A 16395-nucleotide genomic window follows, 5' to 3' on the forward strand; every position below is an offset into this window, starting at 1 on the left:
TAATGACTCGAATCCCCCGGCTTGAAGCCGGGGATGAGTTACTTCGCTTCAGGTTGAAATACTTCACCGACATTCTTCTGTCGATGGCTCTCGTTGTAAAGATGAGCCTACTTTTTGGGAATTTTGTCTCAGTAGTGTCTTGAGGCGTTGATTATCTTCAGCGGCGATCGTTTCACCATAGTGATGAAGTTGAAAAAGCTGACAATAACGGTTTTGTTTGGCGCACATCAAGCAGCCATAGGCCTGATTACCGTTACTACCGCATAGCCGATGTCCCATCACTGGGCCCAGAGAAGTATTTTGCTCGCTAGCAACAGTGCTGAGAATTGAGCGCAATTTTGACTCAAATTCCAATGACAAGTATTGCTTACGTCCTGGTTGTGTACGATCCCATTCAGGAACGATTAATTCCTGTTTTAACAGACTCGTTTCAATCTCTTCAGACATGACAAGCCCAGACAAAATAACGTGATGGGAAACATGGGGTAATAATATGCGTGCTAATTGCCACATTAAAGCTTCATCAAACCACTCTTCAACCAGTGGGCGCAGATACCAACAATATGGAATGCCAAGGTTTACTAAATCTTGCAACAACTGTATCCGACTTTGAATTGAGGCTTGCTCATAGCCTGATTTTAAGGGTGGTAAACTAACAAAGACAGTAACCCGAAGTGAATGAGGCCGCTCTAAAGTTTTTTTGAGTCGCTCTAGAAAAGATTGACCAGGATGGACTTTGGTGGTGATGTAAACTATGTTGGCAGCTTTGCGGTCAATCAGTGCATCCAAAATTGATAGTACGCGTTCTCGATGGGCTGGAATAAAGGGATCAGAGTAGTCGCATAGTGAAATCGGAAAGCCCTTTTGTCCCTCCTGGGTAGCAAAAATGCAGTTTAGCAAAGAATCAAGCAGGTCAACTGGTGCTGAGACATCCTGAAAATTTTGTGGATAGTGATGCCAGTCACGGTCTTGATGACAGACACAATAGGCACATTCAATTGGACAACGATTCTGGGCATTTGGTAGAAATGGATTGAGACTAAAGTATTTTACGGCACGCTCCTCATCTGGAACACCAAGCACTGGAAAACCATGCAACATATACTGGCTACCCTGCAACGTAATTTCAGACACCGTATTTTTAGCAGTGTTCATATATTTTTTATGAAAAAACGAATACACCCTGAAAATTTTGACTTCTCTAGGGTGGCTGGTGTGAATGTATAGTGGCAAGGTGGGAAATGCTAGAACATTAGTACGAATTTTGATAAGTAAATATAGTTAAGTAGCGATCGCTTGTTCTTAAAGAACAGGTAAATAGCTGAGGTTAACACGGAGACTCTGTTGCTAGTAAGCTTTAAGAGTAGGACTATGCTACAATGTACACATTAATGCTAAAATCTAACTTGATAAGTATTTCGTTGCTGTTTTTAACCCTCTTTCTGATCTAATACAGTAATTTTGAATAGCAGCTTTATTTTTGGTACTTTGTACTAGCCACATAATTAATAATTAAGATAGAGTTTATTTATTTTCTCTAAAGTTCGAGTTTTGAAATGATTAATAATATCCAAGAATTAAAAGAGCGTTTGTTTACTAGTGGAGTAGTAAACAATGAGCAAGAGCTACAAGGATGTACCCCAGAGGAAATTGCATACATTGAGAGTAATTATGGAGTTTTACCAAGAACTTACAGGGAAATCTTAGGCTTACTTGGGCATAATGCTGGAAAGCTTGTTAGAGGATCGGAATTTGAGTTTTATTTCGACCAACTTATTAAAATGAATGAGTGGCAGCAAGAGATTATCATTGAGTCCATTGCTGAGGGAGAAAAATGTACACGCTTACCAGAAAAAGCTTTCTGTATCTGTGCTTTACATGGAGATCCGTGGTTTATTATTGCCAATGGACAAGATGACTGTTCTGTTTATTTTCTACATGACGATGGCATCACAATCAAAGAGTCCAGTAAATCTGTAATGGATTGGATAGAGGCACTTGTAGAAGAAGTTGAATATTTGATAAAGAGGGGACTAAGATAAAATTTGCAAGTTATCTTTTTGAGAATAAAATTCAACAATAAACTTTATAGTAATCTGCTACATTAATTTAAATTGAATAAGTTGTTAGTAAGCACTTTATTCCTTATTTTCTAAGCAGTAAAGTGCTTACTACTAACTCTCTTAAACTGTCATAATTCTTGTGATGATACTAATCGCTATTTGCCATTGCTATGCCTGCTAAATAACCGGTTGTCCAAGCACTTTGGAAGTTAAACCCACCAGTAACGCCATCGATATCTAAGATTTCTCCGGCAAAATAAAGACCAGGAACTAACCGACTTTCCATCGTCTTGAAGTTGACTCCTTTGAGGTTGACACCGCCACAGGTAACAAACTCTTCTTTGAAGGCTCCTTTGCCGTTGATTAAGTATTGTCCCTGAGTAAGTTCTTGCACTAGTTGATTTAAAGTTTTACTAGATATTTCTGCCCAACGATCTTCTATGGTAATACCTGCACGGGCAATGATATATTGCCAGAGACGATGCGGGAGATCAACGCCGCGATGCAATGCGATCGTTTTCTTTCCCCATTCATCCTTAACTGCTAAAACTTTTTCTCGCACTTGTTCCTGGTGCAAACCAGGTAGCCAATTGATCAATAATGTGGCTTGATAGCGGTTTTCGTGTAGAACTCTCGCACCCCAAGCCGAAAGCTTCAAAACAGCCGGGCCACTTAAACCCCAATGGGTAATTAGCAATGGCCCAGTTTGTTGTAATTGGGATTTTCCACCCGTAGATAAGCGCAACTGGGAAGGGTTGACGCTAACTCCAGCCAATTCCCGCAATTTTTGATCGACAATGTTGAAGGTAAATAATGAGGGTACTGGCGGTTCAATTTCATGACCTAACTCTCGGACAATTTTATAACCTGCAAGGCTGCTACCAGTCGCCAGAAGTAGGCGATCGCATTTAATCGTTTCTCCCGACTTCAAAAGAATATCAAACCCCCCATCTGCTGAGGTTCTCACCGAAGTTACATGCGTACCAATACGGAGTTTTACCCCAGCTTTCGCCACCGCTTTAATCAAACATTCCACAATGGTTTCTGAAGTATTGGTAACAGGAAACATCCGCCCATCAGCTTCAGTTTTGAGATAAACTCCGTGAGTAGCAAACCAAGCTACTGTATCTTGAGGCCCAAACCTAGTCAAAGCACCCCGCAAAGCTTTTGCACCTCTGGGGTAATTTTGCACCAATTCTTCAGATTCAAAGCAAGCGTGAGTCACGTTGCAGCGTCCGCCGCCAGAAATTAGCACTTTCGCGAGGGGTTGGCGACTGGCTTCGAGTAAAGTAACTTCGGCTTGAGGATTGGCTTTAGCACAAGCGATCGCGCCAAAAAATCCCGCGGCCCCACCCCCAATAACTACAATTTGTAACGGTAGCAAGTTCTAAAATTTCTCAATAGCACGTACTTTACTAGGCTAGCGGTTATCTTCACTCTTCAACTAGTTCAAATTCTTCTTTTGTGGCACCACAAACTGGGCATAACCAATCATCTGGTATATCTTCAAAGGCTGTTCCCGGTGCTATGTCGCTATCTGGATCGCCTTCTGCTGGGTCATATATATAGTTACAAACAGTACATATATACTTTGCCATGTTTGTTTTCCCTAATAAATTGTTGGCATTGCTTGCCTATTAAATACTTTTGGCAGTAAGTGAAAATAAGGATGCTACAATTCTTCACTGGAGACTATGGCTAGCCGCTTCTTACCGAGTGTTTCTATAATCTGCTGACTCTACTTTCTTAGTTTCTCACAATAATGCTTGGTTTATTTCCGCCGTGCTTACTAAAGTGAACGCTGGAACCCTATCTTGTTCTTAACAGTCGTTTGGATACTGCATAAAGCTGGACTTGTACTAAAGTTGCAAGTGTAGGTTGCTAAGGGTTCTTTTTGATAATTGAACACTCGGACGTTGTAACCAAAGTTTCGGGCAGCAGTACCCAAGCGATTTACAAAGTCGTAGCGTTCTACATACTCTAGTAAGCTCCAAATTTGCTGATTTACGATCAAGTCTACTCGTGCAGGTTCTTTTTCTGAAGCTGGATATGCTATCCAATTATCCAATAGCTTTTTCTCAGAGTTTTGTTGTGCCCACCATAAACTAGGAACGGTTAATCGTTCTGGATGAATGGTGGTAGCTGTGATTACATAGTCTTTTGGCTTGGTCAATAAGTCTAGTTCTAAAGGCGCACTAGAAGGTGACGGTATTAGGGGCGTTTGTGCTAGTGAGGGCGGAGCTAGTAAAGTGGTAAGGCTAATGGCTAATAGTAATGAAAATGATGTCTGGTGTTGGCTGCGCCCGCCATTCGCGGAGCGTCTCCTAGAGAAGGCATCTAACAATTTGGGTATATGCATAACTGATACTAATTCATAATTTGTCATGAAAGTATAAGTTAAAATTCGCACAAATTAAACTTTAACGGCAACGATGCGAATTCTTCGATAATCTGCTGTCCAAATTCCTTGTTGATATAGTGTTGGCTTCAGATATTCCTCAATGACGGGAATTATTTTTATTTGTTGCTCAGGTGAAAGTCCGGCGAAGAAAGAGCCAGCGAACATTTTAATCCAGTTTGCGATGCCAGTTTCTCCCTCTGCTAAGGGAGTGGGACGAGAAAATAGAATAGCATAAGTGGCATCAAAGCCTTGTTGTTCTAGTAGAGTGGTGTACTCACCAATACTGGGGAAATACCAAGGATTCTCTACTTGTGTTTGGGGGATACCAATGGATTCTAAAGCGCTGTATAAGGCTGTGACGATCGCTTGCACATTTCCCTTACCACCAAATTCTGCGACAAAACGCCCTCCGGGTTTTAGTGCTTGGTGTATGGAAGCGATCGCGCTATCTGCTTCTTTCACCCAATGCAATACAGCGTTAGAAAACACAGCATCAAAGGGCTGTTCAACTTGAAAATTTGTCGCATCCGCAACGTCAAAGCGGATATGGGGATAGTTTTCTCTTGCCTTTTCAATCATCGCAGGTGCGCTATCAATTCCCCAGACTTCAGCACCAGCTTGGGCAATTTTGTCTGTGAGTTGTCCAGTACCACAGCCAAGATCCAAAATGGATTCTCCTGATTTGGGGTTAAGGAGTTTGAGTAAGTCTTCACCATACTGCCAGACAAAGGTGTGTTTATCTTCATAAAGAGCAGTATCCCAATTATTATTAGCGATCGATAGATTGTTCATAAATGGTGAAATTACAGAGTGTTAATTTTTCGATCATCAACCATGTGCCTTGGGTTGATCGCCGCCTATTCATCACAGTAAAAAAGATTTTTAATTATGTCCAATATATATTTTCACCTTAACTAATATTTTAAAGATATGAATTCAGGTAACAAATGGAACTAAGACACCTGCGCTACTTTGTCACCTTGGCAGAGGAACTACACTTTGGAAAGGCAGCAGAACGATTACATATTGCTCAACCTCCCCTAAGCCAACAAATTCGTCAACTAGAGAAGGAATTGGGTTTTGAACTGTTTTACCGCACGAAACGAAATGTACGCTTAACAGAAGCGGGGCAAGTATTTCTGGGTGAAGTTCAGCAAATTATGAGGCAATTACAACAGGCAATCCAAGTCGGGCGGCAAACAAGTCGGGGCGAAATTGGACAATTGGTGGTCGGCTTTGTCAGTTCGGCGGCGTATAATATTTTGCCAACGATCCTGCGAACTTTTCGGAGTCACGTTCCTGGTGTAAGCATCGAGTTGCATGAACTGACTACAGATCAACAGTTAAAGTGGTTGCGAGAAGGTCGAATGGATGTAGGATTTCTGCGTCCACCTGTGGAAGACAATAAATTTAGTTGCGAAACAATTTTTCAAGAGCCTCTGATGGTGGCATTACCTGAAGCACATTTGTTAGCGAATCAATCTGATATTTATTGGCGATCGCTAGCCAATGAACCATTTATTTTATTTCCCAGGATATTAGCACCAGGACTTTATGACTTAATTATCAGTCTGTGTCAGCAAGCAGGCTTTAGCCCCAAGGTTGTTCAAGAAGCCATTCAGATGCAGACGATTGTTAGTTTGGTAGCAGCCGAGATGGGTATTGCGATCGTCCCAGCATCTTTACAAAACCTGCAACGCATTGGCGTAGTTTATAAAACATTACAAGAACCTAGCCCAAAAGTAGGGTTGGTTGCAGACGTTGGCGTAGCGATCGCCATGATTTGGCGAAAAAACGAGACATCCCCAACCGTGCTGAGGCTTGTGGAGATAGTTAAACAAACTGCCCAGCAGTGGTGAATATGGCGGCTTACAACAATAAGAAAAATAATGAAAACAATTTTGAGATATATAAATATAAATAGAGGATAGGAGTACGTGTGATGTTTCAAGCCTTACCAAAAACGATCGCTTTTGAAGAATTCCTCAATTGGAAGCCAGACGGCGGATGTTATGAACTACACGATGGGGTAATTGTTGAAATGCAGCCAGTAGGCGATCATGAAGAGATTAACGGTTTTTTAGCTAAAAAACTAAACGTGGAATTTGAACGGCTGAGTCTCCCTTACCTTATACCCAAGCAAGCACTAGTCAAGGTTCCTGACAAAGAATCAGGTTATTCGCCTGATGTGATAGTGATAAATCAAAAGAATCTTTTAGCAGAACCGATGTGGAAAAAGTCTTCAACAGTTACTCAAGCTGCGTCGGTTCCCTTAGTTATTGAAGTCGTCAGCACTAATTGGAAAGATGATTATGCACACAAGCTGGTTGACTACGAAACTTTTGGCGTTCCTGAATACTGGATTACTGATTATTTAGCTTTGGGCGGTAGAAGGTATATAGGTAATCCCAAACAACCGACTGTTTCCGTTTACTATTTAGTGGATGGTGAGTATCAAGTTAATCTGTTTCGGAGAAATGACCGCATCATATCCCCTACATTCCCAGAATTAAACTTGACCGCCGAACAGATTTTTCAAGCTGGGCGTTCAGAAAATCAATTATGACCGCAGTGCAGACACTCCCATAGGGCCACGAGTCACGCCCAGTTGATTTTGCAACTTCAACTCGCGCCAGAGTTGGGAACCTGTAATTTCACCTTGCAGTAGTTGACGGTAGCGATGTATTGTTTTACTCACTTGCTCTGGTGTCTCATCCACAAACTCAATGCGGAAGTGACGCAATCCCAGTTCTATCAGACGTTGTACGTACTCGGCTCCGGTTTGAGCAGTGCCGTTAAATACAGTATTGCGGCAACCGACATCTGCTTTGAGGATATGTTCAGTGCCTACACGGTCTTTTAATTTAACTTCTTGCTTATCACAAGGCCGTCCACAGTTTGTATAATCTGTACCCGTTGATAGAAAGGCACAAAAAACACAATGCTCCATGTGAAACATCGGTATATGCTGATGGATTGTCACCTCAAACCACTGGGGAGGACAACAGGTGAGCAGGTCTTGAAGTTGAGTAATATTCAGGTCATAAGATGCCGTCAGTCGTTCTAAACCAAAGCGTTGCTGAAAGTAATCTGCTGTTAAGGGATTAGCAACGTTGAGTGAGAAATCTCCGATACAACGGTCTGCGGCAAAAAATTGCAGTTGGTCATAGTTCCGTATCAAATAGCCATCTGCTTCACAAGCACGTACTTGCTGCAAAATCCAGTTTTCTCCTGGTTTAGTAATTCGGGGTGGTGCAACCCAAATTGTGGGGAGTGGGGATTGTTGTCTGGATTGGCGTACTAGCTGTACTGCCTCTCGGTAGGCGCGGGGATCTTCAAATTCACAGTAGAGTGTTTCAACACCAGCTTTGAGGGCGGCTTGGAGTTGCTTGAGGTTTCGTACTAAGACGATGAGTGAGGGGGATGTAGCTTTAGCTTCCCGTAGGGTGGGAGATGAGGGAGATGAGGAGGGGAGTAAGTCTTGGAAAGAGATATTAGAAAGTAATTGCCAGCGTTTGGGTTGACTCCGCAATTCTTCCAACTGTGCAACTATTTCTCGCCGCATCCGGTTCAACTCACTGACGGGTAGCATAATCGCACCGTTGAGGCGGTTGGTTAGGGTTCCCAAACAGAAGGGGGTGTTACCCAAACGACCGAATTGTTCTTGTAAACGGTCTGTATCCAAGGGTTTAGTGTGTGCCTCTACGAGTGAAATTGCAGACTCAGTTTGGACAATATTACCGAATTTATCGCGGGCGATCGCAATCAACACCTGACCAACTTCGCCATAAATCTCCAAGTCAATCGGACGCTGAAATTGGGGGTTCTCGCCTGCAAAACTTTGACGTAATTGCTTATCGAGTTCTGGATCGCTGGTTTTCCAAATGCGATCGCCTATATGCACTCGGCGTAAGTTTAGGTCATTTCTACCAAAGGTCAGCACACTTTCCTTACCTTTGGAAACTACCCCATAAACTCGGCCGCCTTCTTCCTTCGCCTCTGGATGACCGCAGTCAAACACAATTCCATCCCCTGGTTTTAGAGGCGCTTCCAATTTGACTGTTACTTCTTCGTTGTGAATGCGGCTGACTTCACCTAAATAAACCCCACGTTTTTTACCAAAGTGGGCATGAACTAATTCCTGATTATTAATCCCGCCAAACCAACCCGTGTAGAGTCCGCGAGAAAATGCCATTTCTAGGTTGTAATATTCTTGATCTGTTGCCCGTTGTTGATTAAGCGGAAGATCCCCCCAACTCCCTTTAACAAGTGGGGCTATGTCCCCCCCTTTTGAAGCGGGGCTAGGGGGGATCTCCTCCATCACTCCATCCAAGGCTTGCCGATAAACACGGGTGACATTAGCAACATACTCTGGAGCTTTCAGGCGACCTTCAATTTTGAGACAAGTTACTCCTGATTTCACCAAATCGGGCAAAACATCTAACCCTGCTAAGTCTTGAGGACTGAGTAAATATTTGCGTTCTTTTAAATTTACAACTTCCCCATCAGCGATTAAGTCGTAGGGCATCCGGCAAGCTTGGGCACATTCACCCCGGTTAGCAGAACGTCCACCTAAAGCCTCACTAGTCAAACACTGACCAGAATAGGCCACGCACAAAGCACCGTGAACAAACACTTCCAAGGGCAGCGAAGTTTCTTGTAGGGCAATCTGCTGCTGTATTTTATTGATTTCCTGGAGAGAACATTCACGCGCCAGCACAACTAATTGACATCCGAGGGATTTGGCAAATTCCACCCCCACCGCACTAGTGATGGTCATTTGGGTGGAAGCATGGATAGGAAAATCAGGGGAGAGGTGACGGATGAGGCGGCATATCCCAATATCTTGGACAATCACCGCATCTACACCTGCGGCAATAATTGTGCGGAGATATTGCTGCGCTTCTGCTAGTTCTTTGGGAAATATTAGTGTGTTGACAGTGACATAACCCTTTACGCCTCGGCGGTGCAAGAATGTCATCAATTGGGGTAAGTCTGCCTCAGTAAAATTTTGTGCCCGCATTCTGGCGTTAAACCGATCCAAACCGAAGTAAATCGCATCTGCTCCATTTTCCACAGCAGCTTTAGCACAGTCCCAGTTACCTGCTGGTGCAAGTAGTTCAGGACGTTGAAGGGAGGGTTGGGAAGGGGAGCGATCGCTTTTCATTCAGGTTGGGAGGGTTAACTAGTACCATAGTGATTTTATCTAAGTTAGCAAGGAAAGGGGTAAAGCTTTGTTATTTTGAAAATGGTGAGACATTTGGATTTTCCATCTTTGTCAAAGATAAAGAACTTTTTTTAGAGTTAGATCGGCAAGAGGCTACTTAATTAATGAAAAAGCTTTTATTTATCTGTAGCCAGAATAAATTACGAAGTCCTACAGCCGAGGCTGTGTTTTCTGAATATGAAGGACTTGAAACGGACTCCGCAAGCTTAGAGGTTGTTTGAAAAGTTCTTTTGTATACGCCCAACCCTTGGAGATCCCCCTAAATCCCCCTTAAAAAGGGGGACTTTGATTCCGGTTCCCCCCTTTTTAAGGGGGGTTAGGGGGGATCTCCAAGTGCCTAAAATCACAGCTAACTACTTTTCAAACAACCTCTAAGACCATTCTGCTGAAGTACCATTATCAACAGAGGCTATTCAATGGGCTGATATTATCTTTGTGATGGAAAAATCTCATAAAAATAAACTCTCGAAAAACTTTCAGCCCTTGCTTAAAGATAAAAGAGTTATATGTTTAGATATCCCAGATGACTATGAATATATGGAACCAGCTTTAATTGAGTTATTAAAACAAAAAGTTTTACCACTGTTAAAAATTAGACAATGAATATTCAAGAAGCATTTAATTCCGCCGCAGTAGATTACGATAACTTACGTCGTATTTTAATTCCCCGTTTTGATGACTTTTATAAAACAGCCGTTGAAATTATCTCAGGTGACGACACCACACCGCTGAAGATTCTAGATTTGGGTGCTGGTACTGGACTTTACTCAGGGATGGTTCAGTCCGTCTTTCCTAATGCAGAGTTTACTTTACTAGACTTAGCCCCTGAGATGTTAGAGAAAGCTAAGTTTAGATTTAGCCAAATGGGTAAATCTCCCAAAATATTAATTGGTGATTACGTTCACACTAATTTAGGTGATTCATATCATATTGTAATTTCAGCCTTATCAATTCATCATCTGTCAGATGTTGATAAAAAACTTCTTTATCAACGGATTTATGATGTTCTCAATCCTGGAGGTATATTTGTCAACGCCGATCAGGTTCTTGGCAAAACGCCTGATTTAGAAAAACTTTATCGTCAACACTGGTTAGATTCTGTCCGCGCCAAGAATATCTCAGAGCAGGATCTCAAAGCTGCACAAAAACGTATGGAATACGATCGCATGGCAACCCTTGATATTCAACTTAGCTGGCTAGAAGCGGCTGGATTTCAAAATGTTGATTGCTGGTACAAAAATTTTAGCTTTGCTGTTTTTGGTGGTTATCGCCCAACTAATTAGAATGATCCTGGCGGACTTGCTATTAGTGCGCTAATGTAATTTTTAGGTTTAAGTCCGCGCTAATAAAATTGGTGGTCTTGAATTAGTTGGGGATTTATACCCCAACTAATTTGATTAGGAATTACAAATTATTTTAAGCGCTATATCTGTTACAAGGATTTGGTGCAGAATTGATTATTTGCCAGAACAGTAGCTATTAATTTCGCTGACTATTGAACTTTCTTGGCTACTACTTTTTTGCAGAGATACTAAAAAGCCCTTTGCTGCTGGTAGATTCTTTTTATCTATGGCTGTTGCTGCATTATTCAATTCCTTACTGATATTCTGATAGAGTGTGAGAAAGCGTCCTTGGAAACCTTGCAATTTTTCGTCTTTAACTTCTACTGCTTTCATCTCTGTGGCAAGTGGGTCTATTTTACCAGCAAGTTCAGTTAAAGCTTTGGAACCTTTTGCCGGATTGGGATTTTTAGCGAATTCTTGACCTAGAGTAGATGCCTGATTGGCAACTTTTATGACTTTGTTACATTGAGCAATTTTACTTTCGCCACAACCTGCAAACAATAAAGCGATCGCAGTAGTAACTGAAAGTATAAAACTTTGCTTAAATATGAGTTGCATAGGTTCTATGATCTCCAACTATGTTTCGTGAAAGCTGGACAGTAGAATGGATGATCTGCGAAAATACTTTTTCTAAAAAGAATATTTATTTCTGTTTTAACCTTCTTTCTGCCCTGTTACTTTATACTTCATTTTTTCGATAATGTGTATGTAATTACACGCAAATAACGCCATTTTAAATTAGATAGTCGTGTCGTCCTTTACTCTACTAATTTTGGAATTAATTTCAGTGTGACAGTCGTATTTTCTGTAACGTTCTTTGAGTCCCATAACATCTGGTGGTATTCAAGCAGTAGCAATATAACCTTGGATGGTATAAATCCATCACATCAGATTGTACATTGGTGACACCCCAGGCAATGCGATCGCTATGACCGATAATTACCCCAATCATTCCCGCAAAGGAAAGGCCAGAAACGTTGTAGGGACAATCTGCCCATTTAAAATACGCCTGAGTATACAGTTAAAATTTTGTTGTACTAGCTGCCAGTAGAACAATAGTATCGCTCTCCTATCTTCCAAAGCTTGAGCGCAACTATCAGAAAGATAATGCCTGCGATTGGTGAAACATAACAAAACCACAAAGGCACTAAAAAAGTATCTTCTTTTTCAAGTACAGCAAGTAAAGGAAAATAGCTGACACAAGCAAGCGGTATCAAAAAAGTAAAGAATCGCTGAAACCACTTGTTATAAATTGCAAGAGGATACTGAGCCGTTTCGACTCCTCCATAAGTGAGGATATTCATAATTTCGAGAGATTCAATAGTCCAAAAGGTGATGGTTGCTTGCATAATAACAATGCCAACAAAGAGTGCAACTCCACCAATAAATGAAGTACCCAAAAGCCATAAAGTTTTAAAAGTTAAAGGGATGTGGAGTGATGAAAGTGACCACCCCATAACAACCATTCCTTGAAAAAATCTTCCGATTCGTTTCAAAGTAAACTCTTTACCTAAAAGTTGAAGTGCTGTGGTGCGTGGACGAACAAGTAAACGGTCGAAGTCTCCACTTTTAATTATTGTTGAAAATGAGTCAAAGCCTCTTCCAAAGGCATCAGCACAAGCAAAAGAAATATTAATTATTCCATAAAAGAGAGCAACTTCATTTAAAGCCCACGTACCAATACTATTAAAACGACTAAAAAGTGCCCAGACTCCAAAAAATTCAACGGCAGTTACTAAAACCTGCCCTATGACTTGCAGCCAGAAAGAAACTTTGTACTGCATCTGCGACTTGAAAGATACAGAAATATATCGAAGGTAAAGCAAAAAATCATTCATAGTCGCTTTGTAATTTTTATCTAAATAAATTACCTAACCTATATTCATGCTAAAAAAATTACGAATTACGAATTAGGTTGCCGAGCGTACTCCTACGGAGAAGCAAGCTACGCGTAGCATCTCGTAGAGAAGCCGAGGTACGAATTATTTACTTATCCCCCCTGAATTACAAGCTTTTTAATGCCATATTTCACAAGGATACGCCCAATAATAACAATGACAACTATCCAGAAAGTTTGATGCAGCAAAATATTAAATAGTGCGTTTGGTTGAAGATTACCAGTAAAAAGACGAAAAGGTTTGTCGATTAGTCCTGAAAAAGGAAGTGCATTCAAAAAAGGCTTGCTCCACTCAGGAAAAAGTGGCAATGGAACAATTATGCCAGAGAAGATAGTTACAAGAGTAGGTAGAATACTATTAATTCCCTCGCCCGAAATTGTCCACATCATTGATACAGTCAGAAGCATAGTTAATGCAGACGAAAGTAAAATTGCGCCAATAAAAGAGATAAAAAAGGCAAAAAAAGAAGCTAATGAAGGTGGAAAAGCAAGCGACCATTCGGCAAGCCCTAAAAAGGGAAAAATAAAAATTGTGACACCAAGAAGCGGAATAGCACGAAGTATCAGGGGCGTTGTGCGAAGTGCCAAAGCGCGAGTAAACCAAAAATTATAAAGGTCTGTGGGTCGCAGAAGATCGTATCCGACAGCACCAGTTCGGATGAGTTCTTGAATATCTCTATCACCTCCCCAAGGGACAATCGCCATCAGAAATGCCTGTCCCAGCCACACATATCCTACAGCTTGTTGAAAAGTGATAGGTTGAGCAGAGGTTGCATGAGTAAAGAATGCCTGTAAAACCATTACTTTCACTAACCCCCAGAAAAGCTGAGTTCCAACGCCAGCCAAAGCAGCAGCACGGTATTGCAACAGCAGTGTAAATCTAGCAACAAACAGTGACCAATATGCTTTCATGGGACGATTCCGGCTGAAATTGCATAAAGTTCAGCAACTATCTCTTCAATGGGTGGATTTTCCACAAAAAGATCCTCTACTTCGTATTGCGAGGTAACTTGGCTAATTAAAGACGCAGCAGAAAGCTTTGTGGGATCGAAGGATAGAGTTACAGTGCGACCTTCTTTAGAGATAATACTGACTCCTTCTTGCTCAAAGAAGAAATCATCCTTTGCTAGGTCGATTCTTAAGTACCGACGCGAGGAAACTTGAGAACGCAGTGCTGCGAGAGTTCCATCACAAAGGATTTCACCTCCACCAATAATAATTATGCGATCGCACAATGCCTCGATATCATCCATATCATGGGTAGTTAGGATGGTGGTCACTTGATGAGTTTTATTCAGCGCTTTGATAAATTTTCTGACTGCAAGTTTTGAAACTGCATCAAGCCCAATGGTGGGTTCATCAAGAAAAAGAATTTCCGGTCTGTGAAGCATGGCGGCTGCAAAGTCACATCTCATCCTTTGACCAAGGCTTAACTGTCTCACCGGAGTCGAGAGAAAGCTTCCAAGACCAAGCAAATCAATCATTTCTTCGCGTGTCTGGCGGTACTCAGATTGGGGAACGCGATAAATATCCCGCAGCAAATCGAAAGACTCAATCACTGGCAAATCCCACCAGAGTTGTGTTCTTTGACCAAACACTACACCGATACGATTAACGTGCTTGATTCGATCTTTCCAAGGAGTTCGTCCGCCAATTAGGCATTTTCCACTAGAAGGTACGAGAATACCGCTTAAAATTTTAATCGTGGTCGATTTACCGGCTCCATTTGGGCCAATGTATCCTACAAGTTCTCCCCGTTCCAGGGAAAACGAAACTCCTTTGAGGGCATAAACTTCTTTAGTTTTTCGCTGCACAAGTCCTCGTATTGAACCGAAAAGCCCAGAGGAACGTTCAGACACAAAGAAAGTCTTCCTGAGATTTTCGACAAGAATGTGAGACATATTTTGTTAGTCTGTTATTGCGAAGAAAGGCAGGAGGTAAAAGATGGGCTTGGGTGGATTAAGGATTGTCTTGGTAGTAGCTGGGGCGATTAATGTTGGCGCGATCGCCAGACTAATGAAAAATTTCGAGATATATCATTTAATAATAAGTAAATTGCCAATGCAATCCCCATGCCAAGAATTACCGTAGAAGTATCAGAGGAATTATCTCTACAACTAGCACAAGTAGGCGATGCCTTGCGGCAAGCCACTTTGTGTCTACGCTTACCTGAACTACTTGCATTGAGTCTCCAACAACCAGCTGTACCAGCACAGGTTTACCGATACATCTTAAATTTTTTGACTAGCAACCTCACTCCTGAACAAATTGCTGAATTTAAACCTACTCCCGAAATGCAAGAACGGTTGCGTACCTTGTTAACACGCAGTAACGCAGGTGAACTTACACCCACGGAGTTGAAAGAACTAGATGAGTATGAACGTATTGAACACTTAGTTGTGATGATTAAAGCAGGCAACTTCTAAATAGCGACGAACGACTAGCCCAACGGCAAAGATTGCGCTGAACTTTTCAGACCTGACGCAGGCATTCACTTACACAGCTAAAATGATTTCAAGGAAACTCTTCAGCATAAGCATAACGCTGAAAATTAGTCTGTAAGTACTGGTGCGATCGCAGGAGGCAAAAAATGGGCTTGGCTGGATTAAGAATTGTGTTGGTAGAACCAGCTGGGCCGATAAATATCGGCGCGATCGCCAGGGTAATGAAAAATTTTGGTCTATATAATTTAGTATTAGTGAACCCCCAATGCGATCCGCTTTCGACGGAAGCTTTGATGATGGCTGTTCACGCTCAGGAAATTATAGAATCTGCGGTAATAGTGGCAACCTTACCAGAAGCATTGCACGGATGTGTACGGGCGATCGCTACCACTGGCCGCATTCGCAGTTTAGAAACACCCTTAGAAAACCCCCGCACTGCACTACCCTGGTTACTGGAGGAACCAGAAAAACCCGCAGCCCTGATTTTTGGCAGAGAAGACCGAGGATTAAGCAATGAAGAATTAAATTATGCACAGAGGTTTGTTGGTATTCCCACAAGTCAAGATTATGTCGCCCTGAATTTAGCTACTGCTGTAGCAATCTGTTGTTATGAATTGTCACAATCTGCCCAGCAACTTGATACCCAAACCTTACCCGAAACGGAACTCGCAACCATAGATGTTGTGGAAGGATACTACCAGCAATTAGAATCACTATTACTGAAAATTGGTTATGTGTATCCCCATACAGCAGCGAGTCGTATGGGCAAATTTCGCCAACTATATAATCGCGCTCACCTGAAGACTGGGGAAGTAGCCATGTTGCGAGGAATTTTGCAGCAGGTAGAATGGGCGCTGAAAAACCAGAGGGATGGTGAAAACTTGTAATTATTCGTTTAATATATACGCAATCATCCCCCCAAAATATTTAATATCGCTTAAACTAAACACAAAAATGTTACTTAGTGGCAAAGTAGAATTTGAGTATTAATATTGCTTAAAGATTAAGTTTTGGGTCAGA

At 41.8% G+C, this 16395-nt stretch carries 17 protein-coding genes and 2 pseudogenes; 8 read left to right on the plus strand and 11 right to left on the minus strand.

The genetic code is table 11. From position 1 onward, the window contains the following. Positions 1-63 precede the first annotated feature (63 nt). The gene (locus tag HWQ39_RS23040; RefSeq protein WP_292850003.1) at positions 64-1155 is read right to left on the minus strand and encodes a hypothetical protein; all 1092 of its coding nucleotides are present in this window, start codon (positions 1153-1155) and stop codon (positions 64-66) included. A 401-nt stretch (positions 1156-1556) separates the two neighbouring features. Here HWQ39_RS23040 and HWQ39_RS23045 point away from each other — a divergent pair, with 401 nt between their 5' ends. Further along, positions 1557-2042, plus strand: a complete 486-nt coding sequence (locus HWQ39_RS23045) for an SMI1/KNR4 family protein (protein WP_292850006.1) — start codon at positions 1557-1559, stop codon at positions 2040-2042. 169 nt (positions 2043-2211) lie between these two features. Here HWQ39_RS23045 and HWQ39_RS23050 read toward each other — a convergent pair whose 3' ends face one another. From HWQ39_RS23050 to HWQ39_RS23065, 4 genes are all read right to left on the minus strand, one after another. After that, positions 2212-3447: an NAD(P)/FAD-dependent oxidoreductase gene (locus tag HWQ39_RS23050; RefSeq protein ID WP_292850009.1), complete on the minus strand. Its 1236-nt coding sequence runs from the start codon at positions 3445-3447 to the stop codon at positions 2212-2214. Between the two features lie 49 nt (positions 3448-3496). Further along, on the minus strand, positions 3497-3661 hold the full coding sequence (rd, locus tag HWQ39_RS23055; protein ID WP_292850012.1) for a rubredoxin: 165 nt from the start codon (positions 3659-3661) through the stop codon (positions 3497-3499). Between the two features lie 191 nt (positions 3662-3852). Continuing rightward, positions 3853-4422 (minus strand): hypothetical protein, encoded by a 570-nt coding sequence (locus HWQ39_RS23060; RefSeq protein WP_292850014.1) that lies wholly within the window; start codon positions 4420-4422, stop codon positions 3853-3855. 54 nt (positions 4423-4476) lie between these two features. Further along, entirely contained in the window at positions 4477-5256 is a 780-nt protein-coding gene (locus tag HWQ39_RS23065; RefSeq protein ID WP_292850016.1) for a trans-aconitate 2-methyltransferase, read from the minus strand. A 155-nt stretch (positions 5257-5411) separates the two neighbouring features. Between HWQ39_RS23065 and HWQ39_RS23070 the strand changes: the two genes are divergently transcribed. Both HWQ39_RS23070 and HWQ39_RS23075 read left to right on the plus strand, forming a co-directional pair. Then, positions 5412-6323: a LysR family transcriptional regulator gene (locus HWQ39_RS23070; protein ID WP_292850019.1), complete on the plus strand. Its 912-nt coding sequence runs from the start codon at positions 5412-5414 to the stop codon at positions 6321-6323. Positions 6324-6406: 83 nt separating this feature from the next. Then, positions 6407-7030 carry a Uma2 family endonuclease gene (locus tag HWQ39_RS23075; protein ID WP_292850022.1) on the plus strand — a complete coding sequence of 208 codons (624 nt, stop codon included), beginning with the start codon at positions 6407-6409 and terminating at the stop codon, positions 7028-7030. Here the strand turns inward: HWQ39_RS23075 and HWQ39_RS23080 are convergent. Beyond that, positions 7025-9631 carry a U32 family peptidase gene (locus HWQ39_RS23080; RefSeq protein ID WP_292850025.1) on the minus strand — a complete coding sequence of 869 codons (2607 nt, stop codon included), beginning with the start codon at positions 9629-9631 and terminating at the stop codon, positions 7025-7027. The genes HWQ39_RS23075 and HWQ39_RS23080 overlap by 6 nt on opposite strands. Before the next feature lie 164 nt (positions 9632-9795). On the opposite strand from HWQ39_RS23080, the pseudogene HWQ39_RS23085 reads away from it, so the two are divergent. The 3 genes and pseudogenes from HWQ39_RS23085 to HWQ39_RS23095 all read left to right on the plus strand — a co-directional run. Beyond that, positions 9796-9903 (plus strand): annotated as a pseudogene (locus HWQ39_RS23085) (phosphotyrosine protein phosphatase); the annotation flags it as partial. A gap of 169 nt (positions 9904-10072) precedes the next feature. Beyond that, positions 10073-10294, plus strand: a pseudogene (locus HWQ39_RS23090) (phosphotyrosine protein phosphatase); the annotation flags it as partial. Next, positions 10291-10974, plus strand: a complete 684-nt coding sequence (locus HWQ39_RS23095) for a class I SAM-dependent methyltransferase (protein WP_292850028.1) — start codon at positions 10291-10293, stop codon at positions 10972-10974. The pseudogene HWQ39_RS23090 and the gene HWQ39_RS23095, both read left to right, overlap by 4 nt. Before the next feature lie 174 nt (positions 10975-11148). Here the strand turns inward: HWQ39_RS23095 and HWQ39_RS23100 are convergent, their stop codons facing one another. From HWQ39_RS23100 to HWQ39_RS23120, 5 genes are all read right to left on the minus strand, one after another. Beyond that, positions 11149-11592, minus strand: coding sequence for a hypothetical protein (locus HWQ39_RS23100; RefSeq protein WP_292850031.1), 444 nt, complete (start codon positions 11590-11592; stop codon positions 11149-11151). A gap of 226 nt (positions 11593-11818) precedes the next feature. Continuing rightward, a complete protein-coding gene (locus tag HWQ39_RS23105; protein ID WP_292850763.1) occupies positions 11819-12055 on the minus strand; it encodes a penicillin acylase family protein in 237 nt (78 codons plus the stop codon). Positions 12056-12071: 16 nt separating this feature from the next. Beyond that, positions 12072-12818: an ABC-2 family transporter protein gene (locus tag HWQ39_RS23110; RefSeq protein WP_292850034.1), complete on the minus strand. Its 747-nt coding sequence runs from the start codon at positions 12816-12818 to the stop codon at positions 12072-12074. Positions 12819-13024: 206 nt separating this feature from the next. Next, positions 13025-13843: an ABC-2 family transporter protein gene (locus HWQ39_RS23115; protein WP_292850036.1), complete on the minus strand. Its 819-nt coding sequence runs from the start codon at positions 13841-13843 to the stop codon at positions 13025-13027. Further along, positions 13840-14832, minus strand: coding sequence for an ATP-binding cassette domain-containing protein (locus HWQ39_RS23120; RefSeq protein ID WP_292850039.1), 993 nt, complete (start codon positions 14830-14832; stop codon positions 13840-13842). The genes HWQ39_RS23115 and HWQ39_RS23120 overlap by 4 nt, the downstream gene beginning before the upstream one ends. A 171-nt stretch (positions 14833-15003) precedes the next feature. Here HWQ39_RS23120 and HWQ39_RS23130 point away from each other — a divergent pair, with 171 nt between their 5' ends. Beyond that, complete coding sequence (locus HWQ39_RS23130; protein ID WP_292850041.1) at positions 15004-15357, plus strand: hypothetical protein; 354 nt, start codon at positions 15004-15006, stop codon at positions 15355-15357. 164 nt (positions 15358-15521) lie between these two features. Further along, positions 15522-16262 carry an RNA methyltransferase gene (locus tag HWQ39_RS23135; protein WP_292850044.1) on the plus strand — a complete coding sequence of 247 codons (741 nt, stop codon included), beginning with the start codon at positions 15522-15524 and terminating at the stop codon, positions 16260-16262. Positions 16263-16395: the final 133 nt, after the last annotated feature.

The organism is Nostoc sp. NMS8 (genome assembly GCF_017115045.1).
Lineage (GTDB): Bacteria > Cyanobacteriota > Cyanobacteriia > Cyanobacteriales > Nostocaceae > Nostoc.

What these genes read in the sequence shown, in the direction of transcription:
- HWQ39_RS23040 (WP_292850003.1), bottom strand. Translation starts at nt 1,155, where the DNA reads ATGAACACTGCTAAAAATACGGTGTCTGAAATTACGTTGCAGGGTAGC.
- HWQ39_RS23045 (WP_292850006.1), top strand. Translation starts at nt 1,557, where the DNA reads ATGATTAATAATATCCAAGAATTAAAAGAGCGTTTGTTTACTAGTGGA.
- rd (WP_292850012.1), bottom strand. Translation starts at nt 3,661, where the DNA reads ATGGCAAAGTATATATGTACTGTTTGTAACTATATATATGACCCAGCA.
- HWQ39_RS23060 (WP_292850014.1), bottom strand. Translation starts at nt 4,422, where the DNA reads ATGCATATACCCAAATTGTTAGATGCCTTCTCTAGGAGACGCTCCGCG.
- HWQ39_RS23065 (WP_292850016.1), bottom strand. Translation starts at nt 5,256, where the DNA reads ATGAACAATCTATCGATCGCTAATAATAATTGGGATACTGCTCTTTAT.
- HWQ39_RS23070 (WP_292850019.1), top strand. Translation starts at nt 5,412, where the DNA reads ATGGAACTAAGACACCTGCGCTACTTTGTCACCTTGGCAGAGGAACTA.
- HWQ39_RS23075 (WP_292850022.1), top strand. Translation starts at nt 6,407, where the DNA reads ATGTTTCAAGCCTTACCAAAAACGATCGCTTTTGAAGAATTCCTCAAT.
- HWQ39_RS23080 (WP_292850025.1), bottom strand. Translation starts at nt 9,631, where the DNA reads ATGAAAAGCGATCGCTCCCCTTCCCAACCCTCCCTTCAACGTCCTGAA.
- HWQ39_RS23095 (WP_292850028.1), top strand. Translation starts at nt 10,291, where the DNA reads ATGAATATTCAAGAAGCATTTAATTCCGCCGCAGTAGATTACGATAAC.
- HWQ39_RS23100 (WP_292850031.1), bottom strand. Translation starts at nt 11,592, where the DNA reads ATGCAACTCATATTTAAGCAAAGTTTTATACTTTCAGTTACTACTGCG.
- HWQ39_RS23110 (WP_292850034.1), bottom strand. Translation starts at nt 12,818, where the DNA reads ATGCAGTACAAAGTTTCTTTCTGGCTGCAAGTCATAGGGCAGGTTTTA.
- HWQ39_RS23115 (WP_292850036.1), bottom strand. Translation starts at nt 13,843, where the DNA reads ATGAAAGCATATTGGTCACTGTTTGTTGCTAGATTTACACTGCTGTTG.
- HWQ39_RS23120 (WP_292850039.1), bottom strand. Translation starts at nt 14,832, where the DNA reads ATGTCTCACATTCTTGTCGAAAATCTCAGGAAGACTTTCTTTGTGTCT.
- HWQ39_RS23130 (WP_292850041.1), top strand. Translation starts at nt 15,004, where the DNA reads ATGCCAAGAATTACCGTAGAAGTATCAGAGGAATTATCTCTACAACTA.
- HWQ39_RS23135 (WP_292850044.1), top strand. Translation starts at nt 15,522, where the DNA reads ATGGGCTTGGCTGGATTAAGAATTGTGTTGGTAGAACCAGCTGGGCCG.